The organism is Acinetobacter sp. Ac_3412, from assembly GCF_013072675.1.
Lineage (GTDB): Bacteria > Pseudomonadota > Gammaproteobacteria > Pseudomonadales > Moraxellaceae > Acinetobacter > Acinetobacter higginsii.
On record NZ_LXUJ01000007.1, the window covers coordinates 522,368 to 545,378 of the forward strand.

26 protein-coding genes are annotated in these 23,011 nt (G+C 38.9%); 17 read left to right on the plus strand and 9 right to left on the minus strand.

The window, feature by feature from the left end:
* Positions 1-26: 26 nt before the first annotated feature.
* Positions 27-1,559 carry an NAD(P)/FAD-dependent oxidoreductase gene (locus A7P54_RS06045; protein ID WP_171548982.1) on the minus strand — a complete coding sequence of 511 codons (1,533 nt, stop codon included), beginning with the start codon at positions 1,557-1,559 and terminating at the stop codon, positions 27-29.
* Positions 1,560-1,674: 115 nt separating this feature from the next.
* On the opposite strand from A7P54_RS06045, the gene A7P54_RS06050 reads away from it, so the two are divergent.
* The 5 genes from A7P54_RS06050 to A7P54_RS06070 all read left to right on the plus strand — a co-directional run bounded on the left by A7P54_RS06050 (position 1,675) and on the right by A7P54_RS06070 (position 6,578).
* Positions 1,675-2,700: an AraC family transcriptional regulator gene (locus tag A7P54_RS06050; protein ID WP_171548983.1), complete on the plus strand. Its 1,026-nt coding sequence runs from the start codon at positions 1,675-1,677 to the stop codon at positions 2,698-2,700.
* 103 nt (positions 2,701-2,803) lie between these two features.
* Positions 2,804-3,517 carry a helix-turn-helix transcriptional regulator gene (locus tag A7P54_RS06055; protein ID WP_171548984.1) on the plus strand — a complete coding sequence of 238 codons (714 nt, stop codon included), beginning with the start codon at positions 2,804-2,806 and terminating at the stop codon, positions 3,515-3,517.
* An 85-nt stretch (positions 3,518-3,602) separates the two neighbouring features.
* Entirely contained in the window at positions 3,603-5,066 is a 1,464-nt protein-coding gene (gene iaaH, locus A7P54_RS06060) for an indoleacetamide hydrolase (protein ID WP_171548985.1), read from the plus strand.
* A gap of 183 nt (positions 5,067-5,249) precedes the next feature.
* On the plus strand, positions 5,250-6,275 hold the full coding sequence (locus tag A7P54_RS06065) for a M20/M25/M40 family metallo-hydrolase (protein WP_171548986.1): 1,026 nt from the start codon (positions 5,250-5,252) through the stop codon (positions 6,273-6,275).
* Positions 6,276-6,428: 153 nt separating this feature from the next.
* Positions 6,429-6,578, plus strand: coding sequence for a hypothetical protein (locus tag A7P54_RS06070; RefSeq protein WP_171548987.1), 150 nt, complete (start codon positions 6,429-6,431; stop codon positions 6,576-6,578).
* 52 nt (positions 6,579-6,630) lie between these two features.
* On the opposite strand, the gene A7P54_RS06075 is transcribed toward A7P54_RS06070, so the two are convergent.
* From A7P54_RS06075 to A7P54_RS06085, 3 genes are all read right to left on the minus strand, one after another.
* Positions 6,631-8,013: a heavy metal sensor histidine kinase gene (locus A7P54_RS06075; protein WP_171548988.1), complete on the minus strand. Its 1,383-nt coding sequence runs from the start codon at positions 8,011-8,013 to the stop codon at positions 6,631-6,633.
* Positions 8,003-8,686, minus strand: a complete 684-nt coding sequence (locus A7P54_RS06080; RefSeq protein ID WP_005203769.1) for a heavy metal response regulator transcription factor — start codon at positions 8,684-8,686, stop codon at positions 8,003-8,005. Before A7P54_RS06080 ends, A7P54_RS06075 begins: the two co-directional genes overlap by 11 nt.
* 130 nt (positions 8,687-8,816) lie before the next feature.
* A complete protein-coding gene (locus tag A7P54_RS06085) occupies positions 8,817-9,422 on the minus strand; it encodes a DoxX family protein (RefSeq protein WP_171548989.1) in 606 nt (201 codons plus the stop codon).
* 161 nt (positions 9,423-9,583) lie between these two features.
* Here A7P54_RS06085 and A7P54_RS06090 point away from each other — a divergent pair, with 161 nt between their 5' ends.
* From A7P54_RS06090 to A7P54_RS06145, 12 genes are all read left to right on the plus strand, one after another.
* On the plus strand, positions 9,584-9,892 hold the full coding sequence (locus A7P54_RS06090; protein ID WP_005188347.1) for a hypothetical protein: 309 nt from the start codon (positions 9,584-9,586) through the stop codon (positions 9,890-9,892).
* A gap of 69 nt (positions 9,893-9,961) precedes the next feature.
* Positions 9,962-10,822 (plus strand): DUF692 domain-containing protein, encoded by an 861-nt coding sequence (locus A7P54_RS06095; protein ID WP_171548990.1) that lies wholly within the window; start codon positions 9,962-9,964, stop codon positions 10,820-10,822.
* On the plus strand, positions 10,773-11,531 hold the full coding sequence (locus A7P54_RS06100) for a putative DNA-binding domain-containing protein (RefSeq protein ID WP_005313729.1): 759 nt from the start codon (positions 10,773-10,775) through the stop codon (positions 11,529-11,531). The genes A7P54_RS06095 and A7P54_RS06100 overlap by 50 nt, the downstream gene beginning before the upstream one ends.
* The gene (locus A7P54_RS06105) at positions 11,528-12,148 is read left to right on the plus strand and encodes an RNA polymerase factor sigma-70 (RefSeq protein WP_005188352.1); all 621 of its coding nucleotides are present in this window, start codon (positions 11,528-11,530) and stop codon (positions 12,146-12,148) included. The genes A7P54_RS06100 and A7P54_RS06105 overlap by 4 nt, the downstream gene beginning before the upstream one ends.
* Complete coding sequence (locus A7P54_RS06110; protein ID WP_004653549.1) at positions 12,142-12,321, plus strand: zf-HC2 domain-containing protein; 180 nt, start codon at positions 12,142-12,144, stop codon at positions 12,319-12,321. The genes A7P54_RS06105 and A7P54_RS06110 overlap by 7 nt, the downstream gene beginning before the upstream one ends.
* A 200-nt stretch (positions 12,322-12,521) precedes the next feature.
* The gene (locus A7P54_RS06115) at positions 12,522-13,511 is read left to right on the plus strand and encodes an acyl-CoA desaturase (protein WP_005313755.1); all 990 of its coding nucleotides are present in this window, start codon (positions 12,522-12,524) and stop codon (positions 13,509-13,511) included.
* Complete coding sequence (locus tag A7P54_RS06120) at positions 13,508-14,821, plus strand: NAD(P)-binding protein (protein ID WP_033132834.1); 1,314 nt, start codon at positions 13,508-13,510, stop codon at positions 14,819-14,821. Before A7P54_RS06115 ends, A7P54_RS06120 begins: the two co-directional genes overlap by 4 nt.
* On the plus strand, positions 14,787-15,602 hold the full coding sequence (locus A7P54_RS06125) for a DUF1365 domain-containing protein (RefSeq protein WP_171548991.1): 816 nt from the start codon (positions 14,787-14,789) through the stop codon (positions 15,600-15,602). The genes A7P54_RS06120 and A7P54_RS06125 overlap by 35 nt, the downstream gene beginning before the upstream one ends.
* Positions 15,577-16,776 carry a cyclopropane-fatty-acyl-phospholipid synthase family protein gene (locus tag A7P54_RS06130; RefSeq protein ID WP_171548992.1) on the plus strand — a complete coding sequence of 400 codons (1,200 nt, stop codon included), beginning with the start codon at positions 15,577-15,579 and terminating at the stop codon, positions 16,774-16,776. The genes A7P54_RS06125 and A7P54_RS06130 overlap by 26 nt, the downstream gene beginning before the upstream one ends.
* Positions 16,777-16,810: 34 nt before the next feature.
* Positions 16,811-17,590 carry a DUF1295 domain-containing protein gene (locus A7P54_RS06135; protein ID WP_171548993.1) on the plus strand — a complete coding sequence of 260 codons (780 nt, stop codon included), beginning with the start codon at positions 16,811-16,813 and terminating at the stop codon, positions 17,588-17,590.
* 8 nt (positions 17,591-17,598) lie between these two features.
* Entirely contained in the window at positions 17,599-18,648 is a 1,050-nt protein-coding gene (locus A7P54_RS06140; RefSeq protein ID WP_171548994.1) for a cyclopropane-fatty-acyl-phospholipid synthase family protein, read from the plus strand.
* Positions 18,649-18,681: 33 nt separating this feature from the next.
* On the plus strand, positions 18,682-20,010 hold the full coding sequence (locus tag A7P54_RS06145) for a HAMP domain-containing sensor histidine kinase (protein ID WP_171548995.1): 1,329 nt from the start codon (positions 18,682-18,684) through the stop codon (positions 20,008-20,010).
* Here the strand turns inward: A7P54_RS06145 and A7P54_RS06150 are convergent.
* From A7P54_RS06150 to A7P54_RS06170, 5 genes are all read right to left on the minus strand, one after another.
* Positions 20,007-20,702 (minus strand): response regulator transcription factor, encoded by a 696-nt coding sequence (locus tag A7P54_RS06150; RefSeq protein ID WP_171548996.1) that lies wholly within the window; start codon positions 20,700-20,702, stop codon positions 20,007-20,009. The two genes, A7P54_RS06145 and A7P54_RS06150, sit on opposite strands and share 4 nt — an antisense overlap.
* 15 nt (positions 20,703-20,717) lie before the next feature.
* Complete coding sequence (locus A7P54_RS06155; protein ID WP_171548997.1) at positions 20,718-21,212, minus strand: chalcone isomerase family protein; 495 nt, start codon at positions 21,210-21,212, stop codon at positions 20,718-20,720.
* A gap of 61 nt (positions 21,213-21,273) precedes the next feature.
* The gene (locus tag A7P54_RS06160; protein WP_171548998.1) at positions 21,274-21,642 is read right to left on the minus strand and encodes a roadblock/LC7 domain-containing protein; all 369 of its coding nucleotides are present in this window, start codon (positions 21,640-21,642) and stop codon (positions 21,274-21,276) included.
* Between the two features lie 34 nt (positions 21,643-21,676).
* The gene (locus A7P54_RS06165; RefSeq protein ID WP_171548999.1) at positions 21,677-22,243 is read right to left on the minus strand and encodes a nuclear transport factor 2 family protein; all 567 of its coding nucleotides are present in this window, start codon (positions 22,241-22,243) and stop codon (positions 21,677-21,679) included.
* Between the two features lie 156 nt (positions 22,244-22,399).
* Entirely contained in the window at positions 22,400-22,699 is a 300-nt protein-coding gene (locus A7P54_RS06170) for a DUF3817 domain-containing protein (protein ID WP_151716332.1), read from the minus strand.
* Positions 22,700-23,011: the final 312 nt, after the last annotated feature.

A 23,011-nucleotide genomic window follows, 5' to 3' on the forward strand; every position in this document is an offset into this window, starting at 1 on the left:
AATGCAGAATGGATTAATGAGGGAATTTAAACAGCTATTTTTTTGGCTTGATCGTCTATCTGAGCTTGTGACTGTGCCGACTTTTGTACTTGAGTGTAATTTTCCAGATCGAAGCGACGGGTGCGTTGACGATATTCCAATGTGAATCCTGGCCAATTATTGGTATTTTTCCCTGTCGCAGTTTGGTACCAGCTAGTGCAGCCTTGCGACCACATGGTTGACTTCATACGCTCCTGAATTTCTTGATTAAACTGTACTTGGATTTCAGCTTTCAGATCGGTGAAGGATAAATTGTTTTGGATATGGGTTTGAAGCGCATCCAGAATATAGTTCACCTGACTTTCAATCATATACACAATTGAGTTATGCCCAAGATTGGTATTTGGGCCATACAACATGAAGAAATTAGGGAAGCCGCTTACAGTTAAGCCTAAATACGCTTCTGCGCCATCGACCCATTGGTCTTTTAATCTTTTGCTATTGAGTCCTGTAATTTGCATGGGTGCCATAAACTCAGTTGCAGCAAAACCAGTTCCATAAATAATGGCATCGATTTCGCGGTGTTTGCCATCTTTATCGACAATACCATTTTCAGTAACTTCCTGAATTGCGGTATTGATGACCTCAACATTAGGACGAACCAAACTTCGATACCAATAGTTTGAAATCAAAATACGTTTGCAGCCAATCGGGTAGTCGGGCATCAGACGGTGGCGGAAATGAGGATCCTTGATTTCCTCACGAATATGGCGCTGAAAAATATATTCGGCTAAAGGAATTTCATTCAGTGTGGCGGTAAAACTCTTGAGGCGAATTTCGTTATAACTATATTGAAATACACGATCCAGACTTTGCAAAATTGGAAGTTTTTGAAATGCTTTTCGTTCCAATGTTGAATAAATACGATCTGGTTTTGGGATGACATAAGGTGCGGACCGTTGATAGATATCTAAATGGGCCACTTGCTTTGCGATCTCAGGGACAAATTGAATCGCACTGGCACCCGTACCAATCACAGCTACACGTTTATTATTTAAGTCGTAGTCATGCTCCCAACGTGCTGAATGAAAAGCTTTTCCTTTGAAACGATCCAAACCTTTAATTTTCGGGTATGCAGGGCGGTTGAGCTGACCCACCGCAGCAATCAGAAATTCTGCCTCAAATTTTTCCCCAGTTAAACTCTGAATCTGCCAAAGGCCTTTAGTGGCATCAAAATCAGCGCTGGCAATCTCAGTATTAAACTGGATATGCGGATAAAGCTGATGTTTCTCGGTGCAGTGCTTTAAGTACTGATGAATTTCCTGCGATGAACCATAGCGGTTTTTCCAGCCAAGATCTTGTTCAAAAGAAAATGAATATAAGTGAGACGGAACATCACAAGCAGCACCTGGATAGGTATTGTCACGCCAGACACCACCGACATCATTGGCTTTTTCAAATAAAGTAAATTGTTCAAATCCAGCACGTTTGAGCTGAATGGCTAGCCCTAATCCACCAAATCCAGTTCCAATAATGGCGATACGAATATTTTTATTTGAAGATAATTGTTGTTTAAACATAACGGACTCAAGTGAAAAGTATCATGTATTGCTTGCAGAATAATCGTTTCATGCATTGATTTAGAGGATGGATCAGGACAAAATATTGTGATTAGCGGACAGTGAGAAAATAGGTTTGAACTACTTATGGTCATATCAACGTAGTATCCATAGTATTCGTCTCATGGCAGATTTTGCGGCTGAACTGGGCGTGAGTCATACACAGATCCTCAAGGGAACAGGACTGGAGCAGCAACAGTTGCTTGATCCCAATATGCTGGTAACTGGGCAGCAGGAATTACAGCTGATTCGCAATTTAGTCGAGACATTTAGCCATAGACCTTTGCTTGGTTTAGAGGTGGGTCAGCGTTATCACTTTACCACCTTTGGTTCGCTCGGCTTAGGCTTGATCAGTAGTGCCAATATTCGTGAAGCTTTGAACTTTGCTTTGGCCTATTTTCCTTTATCTTTTGCCTTTAGTCAGTTTATGGTATCAGAACCACCCAAGACCAATAATATTCGAATTGATATAGAGGTAGATGAGGGAATCCCTCAAACATTATGGCAATTCATTATTGAGCGAGATATTGCCGCACTGATAAGCGTCCAACACGATTTGATTCCAGAGAATCTCTGCCAAAAAGTAGTATTTGGCTTTCAGTCCTGTGGAGAACAACAGCCTTATCATGAATTGTTTGGGGTGGCGCCTGAATTCGGTGGATCAAAAAATTACATTGTGCTCAATGCAGAAAAAATAGATCAAAAGTTGAGTATGGCAAATGAATTGATGTTACATTCAGCTGAGCAACAATGCCGAGAAATACTAGATAAGCGGCAATCTCAAAAAAAATATGCTGATCAAGTGCAACACATCCTTATGAATAGCAAGGGGAACATTCCAACAATGGAAGAGATTGCGGATCGTTTATATCTAAACTCCCGCACCTTACGTCGTTATTTGGCGCAAGAACAAAGCACATTTATTAAAATCAGGGAGGAAGCCCGAAAAATGATGGCAAACACCTATTTGTCATCAACACAAACTTCAATTGAGCAAATTTCTGAATGGTTAGGCTATGCCGAACCCGCCAGTTTTATTCATGCTTATAAGCGCTGGTATGGCAAAACGCCTCATGCAAGCCGATTAAAAAATAAAGTGTAGAAAATAACGATTCAGTGGCATATAAAAGAGAAACGAAAGGGAATAACTGTTCATCTTAATTCTAGTGTGTGTAGGTATCAGGAAGATAGAAAGGTAGCAGGCGATGCTTTTAGAACACGACTTAAGTCGATCCGAATTTAGTCTTTTGTCAGAAATACTATGGAAATTAGGTTCAGGAAAAGGACAAGAACGTTTACGTGAAACAGTGTTGGTAGATATTGCGACTTTATTAAGAGCTGATTTTGCTGCGTCTTATATTTGGGATGCAAAACAGCATCTATCCAAACAAGGCATTATGTGGCAAATCGATCCTAAAGCAATTCTTGAATATGACCGTATTTGGCAACACGATGATCCAATTACGTCTCGGCTGCGGGAACGGCAACAAGCAACTTTCGTGAATGAAATCATTTCGATATCAGAACTAAAAAAAACGGACTATTACAATGAATTTTTACGACCTTATGGTCTGTATCATGGTTTAAATATTTATTTTGTTCGGGATGGGATAGATATTGGTGATTTGCGTATTTGGCGTGCTCAGGATTCGGTGATGTTTAGTGAAAGAGAAAAAAGGATCTTAAATCTACTCGAACCTTATATGACCCAAGCCTTACCCATAGATTTATCGACCCAATACTTTTTAACCCAGCGGGAGCAAGAAGTGGTCATGTTGGTGAGTAAGGGATTGAGTGATAAATATGTTGCCAATTTACTGGATATCAGCTTCACCACGGTAAGAACGCATTTAAAAAGTGCCATGAAAAAAATGGGTTGCCATAACCGTACCGAAATGGCGGTACTGATCCATGCTTAAATGTATCCTCAATTTTGAGGATATCTAATTAACTAAAAACGGTACAAATTATAAACATTATTACTTAAATGGATTTTAAGTCACAATGTTAAAGATGAAAGAAAAAGTATTTTTAGATCAAGGTATTCATCTTGATAAAGCCACAATCAAGGAAATTACAGCACTAGTTACTGAGCGAAAAGTTTCTTGTGAACAATTGCTAGATCACTATTTCGAAAAGATTGATGCACAGCAGTCCCTGAATACTTTTATCAGTCTTGATTATGCTGCAGCGCTTCGACAGGCACAATTTTGGGATCAATCTATTGCGGATGGGAAACCGTGTCCTGCACTAATCGGGGTATTGCTGGCGGTTAAAGATAATATTCATGTTGCTGGTTTTAGCAATACGGCAGGAACACCTGCTTTAACCGGATTCAGACCCAAAGTAACGGCTCCAGTGATTCAAGCATTGATTGATCAAGGTGCGATTGTTGTGGGGAAAGCCAATATGCATGAGCTGGCATTTGGGGTTACAGGCTACAATACTGCAATGCATATTGAGGGTGTGATTGGCACTCGTAATGCGGTTAATCCCTTACATATTGCAGGCGGTTCTTCTTCGGGAAGTGCAGTCGCAGTTGCTGCCGGCATGGTGCCAATTGCAATGGGGACGGATACAGGTGCATCGGTCCGATTACCCAGTGCATTGAATGGCTGTGTTGGTTTTCGTCCCACGGTTGGACGCTATGCTCAACAGAGTATTACGCCAATCTCGCATACACGGGATACTGCAGGCCCAATGGCACATTCGGTATCCGATATCATATTGATTGATCAATTGATTACTCAACAACAAATCCCAGCTCGTATATCGGCTCAATCCATCAGGCTTGGGCTATGTGCATATTTTTGGGAAAATCTGGATGAAGAGGTGCAGCAGCAGGCTAATCAGGCACTACAACTTTTAAAAAATGCGGGGATTGAAATCATCAGTGTAGAAATGCCTGAGTTAGGGCAGCTGAATCATCGTATTTCATTTCCTGTAGTGATCTACGAAGGCAAATATGACTTGATTGAATATTTAAAGAATCATCAAGTTGGAGTAGATCTAGACGCTATCGTAGAGCAAATTTCAAGCCCAGATGTGCAGCAACTCTTTCAGCAGAATATTTTGCCTGAATTGATTGTAGATAAAACGGGTCAGTCTGTGGCGGTCGAAGCTTTATATCAGGATGCGATCACAACGGCTCGACCACAGTTGCTTTCACTCTATGAGAAAACTTTTAATGAACATCAACTCAATGCTTTAATTTTTCCAACCTCAGCCATTGTTGCGCCACTGGCAAATGAGCAAGTGAGTTCAATTGAAAATTTCCAAAGGCTGATTCGCAATACCGATCCGGGGAGTAATATTGGCTTACCAGGGCTGAGCTTACCGATTGGATGTGGCACAAAATCAAAATTACCTGTCGGATTAGAAATAGATGGTTTACCGAATATGGATCATGACATTCTTGCGATTGGGCAAGTACTAGAACAGATTTTTAGCAGTTTAAATCATCACTAAAATGACTTCAGTCTTAGAACAAAGTCCGGTTCATTGAGAATGGGCTTTGTCTGTCACTTGAAATAAGCACCGATATCTTTCTGATTAGATCGATAAGAACAGAGGATACAAATTGAAATGGCAAATCCGTATGTGCAAATCTAGTATTAGGCTTACTTTATAAAAACGGTTTAAGTTTATTTTATGTTTTTAAAGAAAATTTTAGGTATTTGTATTTTAACTAGCATGTTCGCAATCAGTGGTTGTCAAAAAAATGAGCAACATTCCAAAGAAAAAGTTGAAGATGTGAGTCAATCTGGTTTAAAACTCGATGCAGCACAGATGATGACGCATTTACATGTATTTGAACAAATTGCCAAACAGCATGGTGGCAATCGTGCTGTGGGTACGCAAGGCGGTTTGGCAAGTGCAGATTATATTTTAGATCAAGCCAAGAAAGCAGGTTTTAGTACAGAACTTCAGACTTTTGAAAATCGGGAAAAGACCAAAGGCAAGAATATTATTGTGGAGATTCCCGGAGAATCAACACACAGCATAATTTTGCTGGGAGCACATTATGATTCAGTCAAAATGGGACCTGGCATCAATGATAATGCTTCAGGTGTAGCCTTATTGCTCGATTTGATGACACAATTATCGAGCCAAAAAGTAAAACCGAAACACACCATTCATCTGGCATTTTGGGACTCGGAAGAAGTCGGGATTGCTGGTTCTCAAGCTTATGTGGAGAAACTGACTGCTGAACAGTTAAAAGCCATCAAGGCTTATATCAATGTGGATATGGTTGGCACCAAAGATCCTGAAATCCTGATTGCAGATGGTGATAAATCATCTATAGATGAAATGGAAAAAATGCTAAAAGAGCGTGGCATGCAAGAACAGGACTATAAACCTTTACTAGATGGTTTACGTAGTATTCCAAGCCATAGTGGTGATGTCGCATTAGAGAATATGCTTAAAGCATTTTTTAAAGCAAAAAATCTGGAAATTAAAGAAGATGTTGCAACCTTAACCGCAAGTGATACAGCACCGTTCTTAGGTAAAGTTCCGGTAACTTCTGTGATCTTGTTTAATGAGCAAATGAAAGGGGATGAGCTTGAGTTCGCGCCGTGCTATCACAAAGCCTGTGATACGATTGAGCAGGTCGATCCAAAGTCAATGCAATTGGCAGGTGATGCTGTGATTCATTTATTAACATCTTTAGATTGAGACTAATATCACATTGAGAGATCATCTATATTAGATCAACCGCTGTATTATTAAGCATTGATGGAAATGACAAAATTGTCATTTTCAGGTCATGCTGTTGTTGGGCTACCTGTTCTATCTTATAGAGAGTTAAGAGAGAACAGGTAAATAGAAATGAAAGCATTGGTTAAACTCATCTTCATCCTATCGTTTGCATCAACAGCGAGCTTAAGTTATGCAGATGGTGGTTTAATGTTCTTGGAAAAGAATCAAGAACGTAATGCAGCGGTACAAGGTAATGATGGTCAAACGCCATCAAAATAATTTTACGTTTCAAAAGGATCATATAACTTCTCCCAAGTTGTATGGTCCTTAATCATTCCGCTTTAAAAATTATTCTAAAGACAATATTTTCTCCTTCGATAAATACATCAATTTTTGCAGCGTGAATTTCGATAATTGACTTGGTAATGGCCAGTCCTAGCCCCGTACCATCTTCGGCCTTGTGTCGCGATGAGTCCAGACGATAAAAACGGTCAAAGAAACGAGACAGCTGTAACGGGCTTAAAGTTTGCATTTCAGCAGACACTTTATTTTTAATCTGAATGATCGAATGCTGAGGATCTTGGCTCAGCTTGATTTCTAAAATCGAGTCTGGCTCACCATATTTAATTGCATTCGAGATTAAATTATTAAAGGCTCGACGGATCATTGCTGGTTCGGCCTGAATAGATGCCTGACCTGTTTGCTTGAGTTGTATCTGTTTTTCTGATGCAAAGGCTTCAAAGTACTCAAACAGCACCCGCATTTCTTGCTTTAAATCGATTTCTTTTTTGTTTTTTAAGGCGAGGTTATGATCCGATTTTGCTAGAAACAACATATCTGAAATCATTTTTGCCAGATGTTCATATTCTTCTAAATTTGAAAAGAGTACATCTTGATATTGCTCAATGGTTCTTGGCTTGGTTAAGGAAACTTGGGTTTGCATCATCAAGTTATTGATCGGCGTTCTGATCTCATGGGCCAAATCACTTGAGAACGCAGAAAGTTTATCGACTGAAACCTCCAGTCGATTGAGCATGTCATTAAATGCCGTTGCCAAAGGGGTGAGTTCAATGGGTATATTACTGAGATCAAGGCGATTGGACAGATTATTTGCAGAAATGTTTTCTGACAGTTTTGCCATTTTCCGAATCGGGCCAAGACCTTGCCAAGTGGCCAACCAACCTAAAAACATCAGACCAATTACACCGAGTAGACCAATCATGAGCAACTGCTGTTTAAATGAATGCAGGAAGTAATAATTATCGGTGACTTCAATTGCAGCAATGATTTGCATGTTCTGATTGGTTTCGCCATAGCGAAGAACCTTATTGACCATGATGCCTTGATAACTCTGATCCTTATTTTTCCAATTAATCCATTGCCCATTTTGAGTTTGTATTAATTGGCTGAGATCGGTGTGATTATTCTTTTTGTTATAAATGGTCTGACCATTGGCCAGTTTGATCTGAATCACCAAATTATCATGCCCAATCAAGGCCTCATCTAAACCGTCCTTAAAATTGCTAGGTTTCTGTTGGAAAAGATTTTCAATCAGCTGAATTTTTCCTTCAATTTCTTTTTGATTTTGTTGATAAAAATAATTGACCACATGCTGATTGACGAATATTCCCATAACGATCAAGATCAGAATCGTGAATAGAGTGGAAATAAAACTGATTCGAAAGCCGATTGAACGAAATAATTTAGTTCTCATCTTCGATCTCTAGGACATAGCCCATGCCACGGATGTTTCTAATTAGTTTGGGGCTAAAGTCGGTATCAATTTTATTTCTGAGCCTGCGAATCGCGACCTCGACCACGTTAGTATCACTATCAAAATTAATATCCCAAACCAAAGCAGCGATCAGTGATTTTGGTAAAACTTCACCTTGTCTACGCATAAACAGTTCAAGTAAGGAAAACTCTTTGGCGGTCAGATCAATGCGTTGTCCAGAACGCACCACACGGCGTTTAATTAAGTCGAGATGTAAGTCTGCAACGGCATAGAAGGTTTGCTCTTCTTTAATTTGCCCACGTTTTAATAGGGTTTTAATACGTGCAAGTAGTTCTGCGAAGGCAAAGGGTTTAATCAGGAAATCATCTGCACCGAGTTCTAAGCCTTTGACACGATCTTCGATCTGATCTTTTGCAGTAAGAAACAGCACTGGAAGGAAGGTGTTTACTTTGCGAATTTCCGTGAGGATTTTCCAGCCATCCAGCTTCGGAAGCATGACATCTAAAATAATCAGGTCATATTGTTCTGTCACAGCATGATGCAGACCAGAAATGCCATCTTGACTCCAATCTGTCACATAGCCTGCTTCAGTTAAGCCTTTTTGGAGATAATCACCTGTTTTTTGTTCATCTTCAACAAGAAGTATTCGCATGCTTTCATCGAGCCCAAAGTTTTATCGTGTCATTTTAGCGTCAAAGATAATCAGATATTTATAAATGACAAAATTGTAATATTGCAGTCAGCTTCCTGACTTTATTCACCTTGAAACCATTTTGACAAAGCTACTTCGAAAATTTTCGCTTTATCCAATAATCTAAACTGAAATAGCGACCACCACCCAATACGATTAAAGCCAATAACATGATCAGATAAGTAACCGCAAACTCAATTCCATTATTTAAAATCACAAATGAGCCACTGGATGTTAGCCAGTCATAATGACCATAATTTTCTAGAATTCCCCGAGCTGCTTCCAGTTTTTCAGCAGAGGCGAGTACTTGTGCATTGGCAAAGGGTGCATTGGGATCGGCTATCGCTTGCCAGCCATTTGGCAGATGTACAGTGAAAATGGCGACGAGCATGGTAATGATCAATGGAATACTAATCCACCGTGTCAAAAGACCAAGCGTTAAAAGCACAGCCCCAGCAAGTTCTGTTGATGTTGCTAACGTTGCCATGAGGTAAGGAAAGGGTAAACCCAAGCCCCAATCGCTATTGCCGAACCATTCCACCGTATCTGGAAAATGCATCAGTTTATTTGTGCCCGCCATCCAAAAGATTGGAACGAGATAACAACGTAAGGCAAGTGCCGCGATGCCATCCGCATGTTTGAGTGCTGAGCAGATGTTTTGATAGTACTGAGTCAGCGCATACAAAAAGTTCTTCATGATAATTTCACACCGAATAGGATTGAATGATCATTAGTCGGGTGAGGATTCAATTTCTTACATAAATTTTTTTATTTGCACTGTAATAAATCGAGATTTACGCCGTCTAACTTTATGTACCTTTGTACAAACCGAGCATTTACCTTAAAAGGAATAGAAAAATGAGCAAACTTAATTCGATGACTTCAGTTGCAGCGTTATTAGCACTCTCTGTTGCTGGCGTAACCCAAGTGACTGTTGCAGCAACGACAACGACGACAGAGGCCCATGCCAGCAAAGCTGCTGACGGAAAATGTGGTGAAGCGAAATGTGGCGCCAATAAAGCCAAACAACAGCAAAAATCTGCTGAAGCTAAATGCGGTGCAGCAAAAAAAGCAGCAGACGCGAAGTGTGGCGCAGCCAAGAAAGCTGCTGATGCAAAATGTGGTGCAGATAAAAAAGTGGCTGACGGCAAGTGCGGGGCCAAATAATCCCTTCAATCATGGATGATGTCGGTCTAAAGCTTAGGTCGGCATCATTCTAATCATAGGAGTTTCACCATGGCTGAATTGGCTGGTGTAGGTCTGGGTTTAAGACGTGAGTTTATTGATGCGTTTTTAAATGCAGATACTCATCCAGATTTTATTGAAGTTGCTCCTGAAAACTGGATGGGCTTTGGTGGTCGGCACGCCAAGCTGCTTGGACAATGTGTTGAGAAAGCACCTTTAATTTGTCATGGATTATCTTTATCCATTGGTGGACCGCATCCACTCAATATTGAATTTATCCAGCAGGTTAAAAATTTTCTACAAAGCTATCAGGTGCCGATTTACTCAGAACATTTAAGTTATACCCATGATGGAGGCTATTTATATGATTTATTACCAATCCCGATGACAGAAGCTGCTGCGAATTATGTGGCTGAGCGTATTTTGCGGGTACAGGATATTTTAGGGCAGAGATTGGTGATTGAAAATGTGTCTACCTATTTAATGCCCAATGCAGAAATGCGTGAAGCAGAATTTGTACGTGAAGTGCTGCTCAAAGCAGACTGTGAATTGCTGCTTGATGTAAATAATGTCTATGTAAATAGTATTAATCATGGCAGTGATGCATATGGTTTTATTGATGCGATGCCCAAAGATCGGATTCGTTACTTACATGTTGCTGGCCATGAACAAGTTGAAAAGAATCTATTGATCGATACACATGGCGCAGCAATCAGTGATCCTGTTTGGCAACTCCTTCAATATACCTATCAAGTTTGTGGGGTTAAGCCGACGTTACTGGAACGTGACTTTAATATTCCATCTTGGCAACAGTTACAAAATGAATTGACCAGTATTAAAAAAATGCAACAGGAGGGTCGTGATGAAAGCAAGACAAATATCCTTTCATACCACGCAGCGACAGTTCTGTGACTGGATTCGTGATCCTGAATTAGAGCTACCACAAAACTTTTCAGCGCACCGTATGCAGGTCTATCGTGATTTGTTGTTTAATAATGTCTGTTCATTTATCAACTTGGTCTTTCCTGTAGCGCGTAGCATCTTACCTGAACAGCAGTGGCAGCAATTATTGGCAGAATTTTTTCAAAAATCACAGTGTCAGTCGCCGTTATATAACGATATCTCGCTGCAATTTCGGGAATATCTCACGGAACAACAACATCCGATATTACAACAATATCCTTGGTTGGCAGAGCTATTGCAGTATGAATGGTTAGAACTTTATTTGGACACAGTCGAAATAGAAAGTCCTACTCTGACAAAAGATAAAAATTGGCAATTGATTACCCAAGTTTGGATACTGGCCTATCAATATCCCGTTTATAACTGGACAACGACAATTACGCTTGAACAGGTAGAACCTGCGCCAAGTGCTATTATGGTATGGCGAGATGATCTAGATCAGGTCTGTGTTGAACCTTTGTCACCTTTATTCGCCATGTTGCTTGAACAACTGAACCAAGCGAAGTTAACCGATTCAGATCTTTATCAACTGATCAAGACTGTGCTTCCTGAGTTTTATGAACATGAAATTCAACAACAAATCTATGCGTTAAAAGCCTTATTAATTCGGTTAAGATTAATTCATATTCCTTATAATAATGAAGAGATACAGGGATGAGTTCAGCTTCAGCAAAAAATCATGATGATCTATTCAATCAATTGCACAATCCTGCTTTTTTACAAGATTTAAGACAACAGATGCTGAAATTTGCAATTTTACAACTGTCTTCAATACAGCAAGCTGAAGATGTTGTTCAGGAAGCACTGACCAGCGCGTTTCAACATCTAGACTCATTTAGCGGACGGGCGGCATTTAAAACGTGGGTGTTTGCAATTTTAAAAAATAAGATTATTGATTTGATTCGGCAGAAATCTCGTTTAGTCAGCATGAGTGAGTTGTTTAAGGATGAAGAAAGTGAGCTGAGTATAGATGAGCTATTTGATGCTTCTGGACATTGGCATAAATATGAAGCACCACAAGCATGGCAAAGCCCTGAAGAAATGATGGAGCAGCAAGATTTCTGGATTATTTTTGATGCCTGTCTTAATCACTTACCTGCCAAATATGCACAGGTATTTATGCTACGTGAGGTGATCGAGCTGAGTTCCAATGAAATTTGTGAGAAGCTGGAACTGACGGTTTCACATTTTAATGTACTAATGTATCGCAGCCGCACCCGACTACGTGAATGCTTAGAAAATAAATGGTTATTGCAGGAGGATTGCTCATGTTGACATGCCGCCAAGCCACTCAATTATTATCCGAGAAACAGGATAGAGCATTGCTGTTACGAGAGCAGAGTAATCTGCAATTGCACTTATTTGCTTGTCGTTCTTGCCGTCGTTATGGCAAACACATGAAAACTTTAAGTGTGTTATCAAAACAATTTAAAAATGTTGATCATTAAGCTTTTAAACTACTCAGTTTAGGCTATATTAATATGCTCTAGGGGATATAAGAGATTAATTTCTAAAATAATATTTTTTTAAGTTTTTTGCACAAAGATAAAGAATAAGCGCTAGGCCTGAATGCTATGGGCTTCACATAAATTTCATATCGAATTGACTAAGATTATAAGCATAAGAAGAGATGGGTTAGGAACAATCAATGTTAAAGTTTTTTCTGGGATGGATAGACAGTTGGTCGATTACGGATACTTCTGGATTAGCAGAATTCGAAGCATCTAAAACCAGCAAAGATACTCAGATCCAATGGTTGCGAATTATTCCGTTTATTTTATTGCATATCGCTTGCTTAGCTGTGTTTTGGGTGGGCGTTTCATGGTTCGCTGTCTGGTTTATGGTTCTCTTCTATATGATTAGAATGTTTGCAATTACAGCATTCTTCCATCGGTATTTATCACATAAAACATTTCAAACATCACGCTCAGTACAGTTTATTTTTCTTCTGATTGGGACCATGAGCGCACAACGTGGTCCACTCTGGTGGACGGCACATCATCGTTATCACCATCGTTTCACCGACACTGAACATGACCCACATTCATCTACACATGGGTTTTGGTATAGCCATGTTGGATGGTTCTTGAATCAGCAGAACTTTTCCACTCGCAAAGAAATTATTAAAGATTGGCTAAAATTCCCTGAGATTGTTTGGTTAGACCGTTTTAGTTTTGTCATTGTTTTAATAACCGCTTTTGCGATTTATTTGCTAGGCGATTGGTTAGCCTTTGCTTATCCCAATTTGGGTACTTCAGGACCACAGTTGCTGGTTTGGGGATTTGTGGTTTCAACGCTGTTATTGATTCATGCGACTTTATGTATTAATTCGCTGGCTCATCTGTATGGACGTCGAGATTTTGATACCCGAGACAACAGTCGTAATAATCTGTTTTTATCGATCATCACTCTAGGTGAAGGTTGGCATAACAATCATCATTATTATGCTGGCAGTACACGGCAAGGTTTTTTCTGGTGGCAAATTGATGTCACTTATTATGTTCTGAAAGCGATGTCTTTTTGTGGACTCATATGGGCAATCAAGCCTGTGCCTCAACGGATATATGATGCGCATAAAATCCATCTAGACAGTTTGAAAACTAAGATAGAAAAGAACAGTGACGGGGGTGTTTTATGAAAATTGCAATCGTCGGCTCTGGGATATCTGGATTATATGCGGCTTGGAAGTTATCAAAACAGCATCAAGTTACCATCTTTGAAAAAGAAAACTATTTTGGTGGACATACCGATACACATGAGTTTCGGATTGATCAAAAAAAAGTTGCCATAGACAGTGGTTTTATTGTTTTTAACGCACATAACTATCCATTATTTAGTGCGATGCTTGCCGAGCTTGGAGTCAAAGCACAGAACAGCGACATGAGTTTTTCAGTCAATAATCAGGTGACGGGGCTACAATATAATCCTTCAAAAAAATGGTCGTTATTAACGAGACCACAAAATTTTCTAAATAAAAACTTTCGCTTAATGTTATCGGATTTAGTTCGCTTTTATCGAGAAAATAAAGAGATTGCTGTTGATGAACTTGATACAAATTTAAGCATTGAAGAATATCTCAATAAACATGGTTATTCACAAGTCTTTAGAGATGAGCACTTATATCCAATGTGCGGAGCACTCTGGTCAAGCCCTGTGGAGCAGATTGGCAAGATTCCGTATAAGTTTGTCGTTAGTTTTTTTCAGCATCACCGGATGTTGCAATTAAAAGATCGCCCACAATGGCAAACGGTCAAAGGCGGATCAGCATCTTATATCTACGCGATTCAGCGTGAATGCCCAACGCTCATTTGGAAGAAAACTGAAGTACAACATGTAATAAGAAGTGAAAATCATATTTCAATTATAACTGCGCATGGGCAGGAGCAATTTGATTGGGTGATTTTTGCCAGTCATGCCGATGATACTTTAAAGTTGCTTAAAGAGCCTTCCGAGAAAGAGCATGACATATTAGGGTGCTTTGCTTATCAAGATAACGTGATGGTCGTCCATGCTGATAGATCAATCATGCCAAAATCCCAATCGCAGTGGGCCAGTTGGCACGTACATGTTACAGCTCAAAAAGAAGCTTCGGCGGATAGCGTTCATTACGGGTTTAGCTACTGGATGAACAGTTTGCAGAATCTGGACTGTAAGACGCAGGTTTTTTCTACGCTCAATCCAAATATGCCAATCGCCAAAGATCATATTTATGTTGAACGACATTATCGGCATCCTGTGTTCAATCAAACTGCGATTGCAGCACAATCTCGCTGGCATGAGATAAACGGCTACAAGCGTAGTTCATTTTGCGGTGCTTACTGGGGATGGGGATTTCATGAAGATGGTGCGAGAAGCGCTGACCGCGTCGTGAACCATCTGATGTCAATTGCTGATGAAGATATGGGGGGAGTCGATGTTAGAAGCTCAACTTGCAATTGCGAAAGCTAAAATCAGGCATCGCCGTTTTAGCCCCAAACCTCATCAGTTTGACGCGACATTGAGCTATTTATATTTTGATCCAGATCGAATAGCGGAAAATCTCAAACAATCAAGGTTATGCTCTACAAACCATTGGAATATTCTCAATATATCTGATCAGGATTTCCTTAAAGGCTATAGCGGTAATTTGCGAGAAAAAATAACAAAAATTTTATTGCAGCAAGCAGATACGATTTTGACCACGCAATCAGAAATCCGTGTCTTGGCCTTACCACGAAGCTTGGGTTTTAGTTTTAATTCGGTTGTGTTCTATTTCATTTTAAATCGTCAAAAACAGCCTGTCTTCATACTGAGCGAGATAACCAATACACCTTGGAATGAGCACAAGGTTTATGTACATGATTGCCAGCAGAAGTTGAAAAATCATAGTCCTTATGACAGTTATGAGTTTGATTTCGAGAAAAGTTTTCATGTCTCGCCATTTATGCCAATGGATATTCAATACAAATGGAAATTTAACTTCTCTAATAGTCAAAATGTGATTCATATGCAGCTTTATCAAAACCAGCAATTCATTTTTGATGCAACGATGCGGTTTGGATTAGCGCACATCACACTTCCTTCACAGCTTAGTCGTTATGCTATTCAACATATATTTGAACCTTTCAAAATGTTAGCTTCAATTTATGTACAAGCATTTCAACTATGGCTTAAAAAAGTTCCATTTTATCGACATCCCAAAAAGAATAAGGATTTAGAACGAGATGATAAAAACGCTAATTTTTGGTGAACAAGACACACTTCCATTGGTTTTACGCGGCTTGCTGAAACTTCGACATGGACAAATTCACTTTCGTGGTGAATGGAATGGAACTGTCGGTGAAGTTTCTGATCTGGAAGTAACTGTAGATATTCATCACGAAGATCTAATTGATCTCATTTTTAAAAATGGTGTGCTTGGTGCCGCGGAGGGCTATATTCGTGGCTATTGGAGTAGTGAAAATCTGGTCGAACTCATTCAGATATTGGCAAGAAATCGCGACGTTTTGGATAAGATCAATCAAAACCTTATATCACAAGCCAGCCAATTGTTATTAAAAGCATGGTATAGATCCCGCAAAAATTCGTTGGCAGGCAGCCGTAAAAATATTGCGGAACACTATGATTTAAGTAATGAATTTTTCAAATTATTTCTTGATTCTTCCATGATGTACTCTAGTGCAGTGTACAAGCACAAGGAGATGACGCTAGAGCAAGCTTCTGATTATAAAAAAGAGTTGATCTGTCAGAAGTTACAACTTAAACCCATGGATCATCTGGTTGAAATCGGTAGTGGCTGGGGAGGTTTTGCTGTCTATGCCGCTCAGCATTACGGCTGTAAAGTAACCACGATTACCATCTCACAAGCACAATATAATGAAGCAATCCAAAGAGTTGCCAATGCTGGTCTAAGCCATCGAGTTAATGTCCAACTTAAAGATTATCGGCTACTAGAAGGGAAATTTGATAAGTTAGTTTCGATCGAAATGATAGAAGCTGTTGGTGAGCAATATTTATCTAATTACTTTAATCAATGTAGAACCTTATTAAAACCAAATGGCCTAGGTCTGATTCAAGCCATTACGATCGAAGATGCGCGATATAAAAAAGCACTGCATAGCGTAGATTATATTAAGCGCTATATTTTTCCCGGGAGTTTCATCCCATCTATCAGTGTGTTAACACAAGCGGCTTCAGAGCAGAAGTTACGCTTGAAACATCTGGAGGATATTGGCCAAAGTTATGCTGAAACCATTCATCAATGGCGGGAACGTTTTTTAAATGCCAAAGCACAAGTTCTTGCTTTAGGTTTTGATGAAAACTTTATTCGAATGTGGGACTTTTATTTGTGTTATTGCGAGGGCGGCTTTAAAGAAGCGGTCATTAGCGATGCACAGCTTTTATTTGAAGCAAGCCCTTATTAATTATCCACTGATTTAAGGTATCAAGGAGACAGTGATGTTGTGGCAATTGTTTTTACTTGATGCTGTGTTAATGACAGGTTGTTGGTTATGGGCAACATACAATCACCGTGCTGGCATCGTTGATGTTGCTTGGAGTTTTTGCATTGCGCTGAATATTCTGATAACTGCATGGTTAGTGGATGATGCTTTGATGAATGTTAGATTGTTTATTGGCATATTCAGTTCAATCTGGTTTATACGTTTAAGTTGGCATTTATGGCGTCGGTATCAAGCGGAATCAGTAGAAGATCGCCGATATGCCAATATGCGTCGTGCGATGGGGAAATATCAACATATTGGTTTTTATTCCTTTTTTATGTTTCAGGCGGGTTTGGCAATCTTATTTACCATCCCAATGTGGACTTTACTACATGTACCGAGTGCTGTATGGAGTCCACAGACTCATGTTTACTTGATTATTGCTGGAGTGGTGATGCTGATTGCATTTCTAGGTGAAGTGGTCGCAGATCAGCAATTGTTTCATTTCAAGCAACAAAAACAAAATGATGGCAAAACCATGGATCAAGGTCTGTGGCGTTATTCGCGGCATCCCAATTATTTTTTTGAATGGATACACTGGTTTGCATATCCAATAATAGGACTTGCAGCAGGGTTATACAGTCTATGGATATATCCAGTCTTGATGTGGCTATTTTTGTATTACATCACCGGTATTCCATTTAGTGAACAACAAGCATTAAAAAATCGAGGTCAAAATTATCTCGATTATAAAAAACGAACTTCAATGTTTATTCCGTGGAAACCAAAAGAGTAGGTACGCACATGGACTTTATTATTAATCAATCATTAAAACTTGTTGAAAGTGGTTTAGTACCTGATCAGGCGATTCGTGCAGCAATTCGTGCTCTCAGTAAGAAGCGTTTGATTCAAGAAGGTCGCTATGACCCCGAACAAGGTGCTCAACGTTATATGGATGTGCTGAATATGTTGAAGCATAGCCAGATCGCAATTGAAACCGATAAAGCCAATGAGCAACACTATGAATTGCCCACGGCTTTTTTTGAGGCGGTTTTAGGAAAACGACTTAAATATAGTGCTTGTTTCTTTCCACATGATCGAACTGAATTAGATGAAGCTGAAGAGTTCGCATTGCAGATTTATAGCGATCGTGCCCAGTTAAACGATGGGCAACATATCTTGGAATTAGGGTGTGGCTGGGGTTCGTTTACGCTGTGGATGGCAGAGCGTTATCCAAATGCAAAAATTACGGCTGTTTCCAATTCAGCGACGCAACGTCAGCATATTTTGTCCAAAGCTGAGAAATATGGCTTGATGAATATTGATGTTATTACCTGTGATGTCAATGTCCTGGAATTGCAGCAAAACACATTTGATCGTGTTGTTTCAGTCGAAATGTTTGAACATGTAAGAAATTACCAAAAGCTTTTTGAAAAAATCCAATCGTGGCTCAAAGCGGATGGACTGTTATGGTGTCATATTTTCTGCCATCGTTTCTTACACTATCCTTTCGAAATCAAAAGTGAATATGACTGGATGTCGCGATACTTTTTTACAGGTGGATTGATGCCTGCAAGTTCGACATTTTTACACTTTCAACAGCATCTGGAATTATCGCAACATTGGCAATGGTCTGGAACTCATTATGAAAAAACAGCAAATGCATGGCTGGAAAACATGGATCGTAATGCTGAACAATTAAAACCACTTTTTGAAAAGGTGTATGGGCAAGATGCGGCAGCATGGTGGCAACGTTGGCGTATCTTTTTTATGGCTTGTGCTGAATTGTTTGGATTTGAGCAGGGGCAAGAATGGATCATTGGTCACTTCCTGTTCAAAAAGAAAGCCGTATAATTAAAACAAGCAGTTGTGTAAATAGGCAAGATTATGTTTAAAACCAATAAAAGCGATACCAATAACCGTCCACTGAGTCGGATGTTTAATCGTTATTATTGGTTGCAAATTGGACTGATCGCGCTTTCGATTATTATTGGGATTGCATGCAGTGCCTGGGTGATCAAAGGCTCATTGCTTAAAACCGCACTTGAACAAGAAATGGAGCATTACTGGATGCGTGTTGATCGTAATCCAAATGCTGATTTGCCCGATACTAAAAACTTATATGGCTATCGCTGGAAAAGTGAAAAACCACCTTTAGCATTTCAAAATCAATCGCTAAAACAAGGTGTTCACCGAATCTTTGTAGACGGAAAAGATCGTATGACCGTTTATGGTGAAAAAAACGGGCAGCATGTGCTGCTGGTTTTTGGTGAAAGCAATGTGAATAAAATCGTCTGGATGTTCGGTTTAGCACCCTTAATGTTCAGTTTGATTGTACTGTATAGTATTTTATGGTGGTCAAATCGGCGTGCTAAACGTTATTTCTCGCCAATTACCCGTTTAGCGAATGCCTTAGAACATATTGATTGGGCACATCAGTATAAGGAAGCATCTCCATTCCAAGGAATCAGTACCAATGGCAATCTGGAAGCTGAATATTTAAAACAAGCATTAGAAAAATACCATCAAGTATTGAGTGAGTTTATTAACCGAGAGCGCGAATTTACAGGCGATGTCAGTCATGAGTTACGGACACCATTGACGATTTTAAAAGGCAATGTGCAGCTGTGTCAGGTCAAGTACGGCGAAGATAAATCACTGCATCGTATTTCGAATACCATTGATGATATGCAATTACTGGTTGAAACTTTGCTGGCAATTGCACGTAATACAACCAATACATTGATTGCTGAGCAAGTGAAGTTATCCAAAATCATTGGTGATTTAGTCAGAGATTTGGAACCTGTCAGTCTAGGCAAGGGGGTGCAGATTTTTGTCCATGATGATGCTGATGAGTCAGCACGCTGGATTTATCCTTCGATGACAAAAATGGTGTTGAGCAATATTTTACGTAACGCATTGAATTATTCTCAAGGTTCTAATATTCATATCATTCAACGTAAAAATAGTATTCTAATTGCCGATAATGGGATTGGTATTGCAATGCCGAATGATTGTAAAGTTCAGGAGTTAAATAGTTCACAACTTCAACTTACCGCCAAAGGTCACGGCATTGGTTTACAGTTGGTTAAGAAATTATGTACCCAGTTGGGCTGGCGAGTTGAGTTATTCGACCGACAATATTATTTAAATACGCATCCTCATCTGCAATTAGAAAAGACAACAGGTTTGATTGTTGTGGTCTATATGAATTAATGCGCTGTGATATCTAAAGCAACTTTTATACCTACACCAGAAATGGTATGGATCAATTTTTCCTGAAAAGGTTTATCGATCATCTTTCTCAGATTGTAGATATGACTACGTAATGCATCGCTTTCAGGTTCTTCATCGCCCCATAGCTCGATAATAATTTCTTGTTTGGTAATCACTTTGGGGGAGTTTCGCATCAAAATTTTGAGTAATTTGAATTGAATCCGTGGCAATTCAATCGATTGACCTGCGCGTGTTATGGTTTGAGTCGCACTGTCTAAAATCAGATCATGGATTTGAATTTTACTGCTTGAGACTTCGCCGAGAGAACGTTTAATCAGTGCACGCACACGCATGACCAGTTCATTAAAATCAAAAGGTTTGACAAGATAGTCGTCTGTTCCTGCACTAAAACCTTTTAATTTATCATCCAGTGTATCTCTTGCAGTTAACATTAAAATGGGAATGTCTTTACCTTGATCGGTTCTGAGCCATTCGCATAAGTCATAACCTGAACCATCAGGTAAATTAATATCAAGCAACAGTAAATGGTAAGGATGCGTTTTTAAAAAGTTGCGGGCGGCATCAAGGTTACGTGCATGATCTACAACAAAGCCATGTTCTTCTAGAAACTCACAAACCGTGGCGGCAAGTTCATAATGATCTTCCACCATAAGAATAAATTGATTGTTCATAATAATTAGATCAAGTTATTGATTTAGTAATTGTTGCTTTAATTTAGCATTAAAAGGTGAGCTTCCAAACCATATTTTGAAATATTGATTCGCTTGCGGGTCTGTGATCGAACCTAACAATTTCTGATTAAGAGAGAGCTTTAATTGTTTGTTCATTTGACTATAGGCTAAAGAGTATAAATCCCCTTTTTTTACAGGTTTGTACAGTTCAGTAATTTGGTTTAATACCGAGTCGTTAGCAAAATTGCTAATATTTCTTTTAAGATAATAGTTGGCTGCTTTTTTAAATGCCCATTCTGGAATATTTTGGTCGTACGCAAAATCTAATTGGATATTTTGACTTTCCCAATTCTGATGACAATTGTCAGCATAGTAGCTGACAGTGCCAACTGTTTTTGTAGTAACGACTAAAGGTACTGTTTTGCATTTCTGTATATTTGCATGAGTCAGATTAGAATTTAATATAAGAAATAAAAAACCAAATCCCAATTGCATAAAATAATTATTCATTTTTTTCACCTAGATGCTACTGTTTAGTCAGTCTGTTTTATTTCTATATACTGAGTCATATTTAATAAGTGTAGAAGTTCAGACCACGTTCAATCCTTTGAATTTCATAGCTTGCATAGCCTAAATTGGTTTGAGTACGGTCTAAAATTGCATAGAGGAAAACACTATGGTTGGTTTCTAGTGGCGTAATAATGTGGTATTGATGATCCGTACTCATGAGCACACTTTCCAGAAAATCATGAGGACTAATTTCATCCATTAACTTTTTCTGGTAGTTGAATAGATTCACACCTTCAGACACCGCGAAATCAAAATTAAAAGACTCTTCATCTATAGATTCTAAAATAGAACCATCAAAAGCATCTACCAAGGCCAAGAAAATTAAACCTTCAATTTTATTTAATTGTTCTAATAACGAAATATTGTTCATAGTTTATTCTGCACTTATTTTCGTAAATCTTAGACTATTTCTTAAAGGGGAGAAGCAAAGAATAGCCTGTTCCGATATATGGAACAGAGCGATATAAACCATTCGCTGGGTCCCAATAGTCTTGTTGAAATATGATGAGATGTTCAGCATTCACTTTGATTTGGCTAATGCCATAGGAAGACATTTTTTTTGTTCGGCCAAACATTTTAAAATCATAGATCATTTGCCAGTGAATATAAGCAGAGTCATTTTTATGGGTTGCACTAATTAATTTTACCGATACTTTACTGACATGTTTATTCATTCCCTCAAAATGCTTCATCAGCTCTTTTTTAGTTGAGAATTGAGAGAGCGTGTCATTAATGTACAAATTATCAGCATAGAGTTGGCTTGCATTTTTTACAAAATTTACTGTGCCCATACTATTAAATGCGGAAACAAAATCCTGACCAATCATTTGAGCTTGTGCATCACTTAAGGGGATTCCACTGATTTGTTGATTTGCTTTGTCATAATCAGCGGTATAACTCGATATGCTTTTACAAGCAACTAAGGAGAGTAAGCTCAGTGTTGAGATAGCCAGTGTTTTTATAACATTCATATTGATGATCTCACTCCTTTTAAAATTATAATAAAATTTGGAATGTGAACCCGATGTGAAATCACGCATTGATTTGGTATGAATAGTTTTTTTATTTTTAAAACAATAAGAAAGGAAATCATTAGATTTCCTTTCTTCAGTATCAATTTAAGAGCCTTATAGTTTGGCTTGACGTTGTGCGATGTATTTTTCGTTAAAGAAGCCACCAAATGGAATAAAGGCAAGCACAAATAATCGAAACAATTCTACGCCAGACCAAAGTGAAGCAGTACGGACTAAGTTCCAAAGATAGAATAAAAATGCCAGACCATGAATCGGCCCCATGATCTTTGTCGCTATCGGTAAATCAAATGCGTACTTGAGTGGAATCGCCACGAGGAATAGCAACAATAAAGTGACGGCTTCAAGCACAGAAGCAAACCGCATCTGTTGCAACTTCTTTGTCATTGCGCTCATAAAATAGCTCCAGGAGATTGATAAAAGAATAAAAATTAACGAAGCATACCATCTTTGAGAGCGAGCGCATTAATATTGTTGGTAACGATTCTTATTTAATCATGCTGATAGAAAGGGGAATCGTATGGCAGCGAAGTAAAAGAATTTTCTACTGATTTGAGGCATGACCATGAGAGGCAAGAATCATTACTGATTAAAATCAAGTTCGGTAAATATGTAATATATTGATATTTAATTAAATAATAGATTTTTCATTCAACTGCTTAGTCATTTTACTTACTAAGCAGTCGTGAATGTAAAGTTTATGCAACT

Bases quoted from the DNA above. Each gene is read 5' to 3' on its own strand.
- A7P54_RS06045 (WP_171548982.1), bottom strand. From the start codon at position 1,559: ATGTTTAAACAACAATTATCTTCAAATAAAAATATTCGTATCGCCATT.
- A7P54_RS06055 (WP_171548984.1), top strand. From the start codon at position 2,804: ATGCTTTTAGAACACGACTTAAGTCGATCCGAATTTAGTCTTTTGTCA.
- iaaH (WP_171548985.1), top strand. From the start codon at position 3,603: ATGTTAAAGATGAAAGAAAAAGTATTTTTAGATCAAGGTATTCATCTT.
- A7P54_RS06065 (WP_171548986.1), top strand. From the start codon at position 5,250: ATGTTTTTAAAGAAAATTTTAGGTATTTGTATTTTAACTAGCATGTTC.
- A7P54_RS06070 (WP_171548987.1), top strand. From the start codon at position 6,429: ATGAAAGCATTGGTTAAACTCATCTTCATCCTATCGTTTGCATCAACA.
- A7P54_RS06075 (WP_171548988.1), bottom strand. From the start codon at position 8,013: ATGAGAACTAAATTATTTCGTTCAATCGGCTTTCGAATCAGTTTTATT.
- A7P54_RS06080 (WP_005203769.1), bottom strand. From the start codon at position 8,686: ATGCGAATACTTCTTGTTGAAGATGAACAAAAAACAGGTGATTATCTC.
- A7P54_RS06085 (WP_171548989.1), bottom strand. From the start codon at position 9,422: ATGAAGAACTTTTTGTATGCGCTGACTCAGTACTATCAAAACATCTGC.
- A7P54_RS06090 (WP_005188347.1), top strand. From the start codon at position 9,584: ATGAGCAAACTTAATTCGATGACTTCAGTTGCAGCGTTATTAGCACTC.
- A7P54_RS06095 (WP_171548990.1), top strand. From the start codon at position 9,962: ATGGCTGAATTGGCTGGTGTAGGTCTGGGTTTAAGACGTGAGTTTATT.
- A7P54_RS06100 (WP_005313729.1), top strand. From the start codon at position 10,773: ATGAAAGCAAGACAAATATCCTTTCATACCACGCAGCGACAGTTCTGT.
- A7P54_RS06105 (WP_005188352.1), top strand. From the start codon at position 11,528: ATGAGTTCAGCTTCAGCAAAAAATCATGATGATCTATTCAATCAATTG.
- A7P54_RS06110 (WP_004653549.1), top strand. From the start codon at position 12,142: ATGTTGACATGCCGCCAAGCCACTCAATTATTATCCGAGAAACAGGAT.
- A7P54_RS06115 (WP_005313755.1), top strand. From the start codon at position 12,522: ATGTTAAAGTTTTTTCTGGGATGGATAGACAGTTGGTCGATTACGGAT.
- A7P54_RS06120 (WP_033132834.1), top strand. From the start codon at position 13,508: ATGAAAATTGCAATCGTCGGCTCTGGGATATCTGGATTATATGCGGCT.
- A7P54_RS06125 (WP_171548991.1), top strand. From the start codon at position 14,787: ATGTTAGAAGCTCAACTTGCAATTGCGAAAGCTAAAATCAGGCATCGC.
- A7P54_RS06130 (WP_171548992.1), top strand. From the start codon at position 15,577: ATGATAAAAACGCTAATTTTTGGTGAACAAGACACACTTCCATTGGTT.
- A7P54_RS06135 (WP_171548993.1), top strand. From the start codon at position 16,811: ATGTTGTGGCAATTGTTTTTACTTGATGCTGTGTTAATGACAGGTTGT.
- A7P54_RS06140 (WP_171548994.1), top strand. From the start codon at position 17,599: ATGGACTTTATTATTAATCAATCATTAAAACTTGTTGAAAGTGGTTTA.
- A7P54_RS06145 (WP_171548995.1), top strand. From the start codon at position 18,682: ATGTTTAAAACCAATAAAAGCGATACCAATAACCGTCCACTGAGTCGG.
- A7P54_RS06150 (WP_171548996.1), bottom strand. From the start codon at position 20,702: ATGAACAATCAATTTATTCTTATGGTGGAAGATCATTATGAACTTGCC.
- A7P54_RS06155 (WP_171548997.1), bottom strand. From the start codon at position 21,212: ATGAATAATTATTTTATGCAATTGGGATTTGGTTTTTTATTTCTTATA.
- A7P54_RS06160 (WP_171548998.1), bottom strand. From the start codon at position 21,642: ATGAACAATATTTCGTTATTAGAACAATTAAATAAAATTGAAGGTTTA.
- A7P54_RS06165 (WP_171548999.1), bottom strand. From the start codon at position 22,243: ATGAATGTTATAAAAACACTGGCTATCTCAACACTGAGCTTACTCTCC.
- A7P54_RS06170 (WP_151716332.1), bottom strand. From the start codon at position 22,699: ATGAGCGCAATGACAAAGAAGTTGCAACAGATGCGGTTTGCTTCTGTG.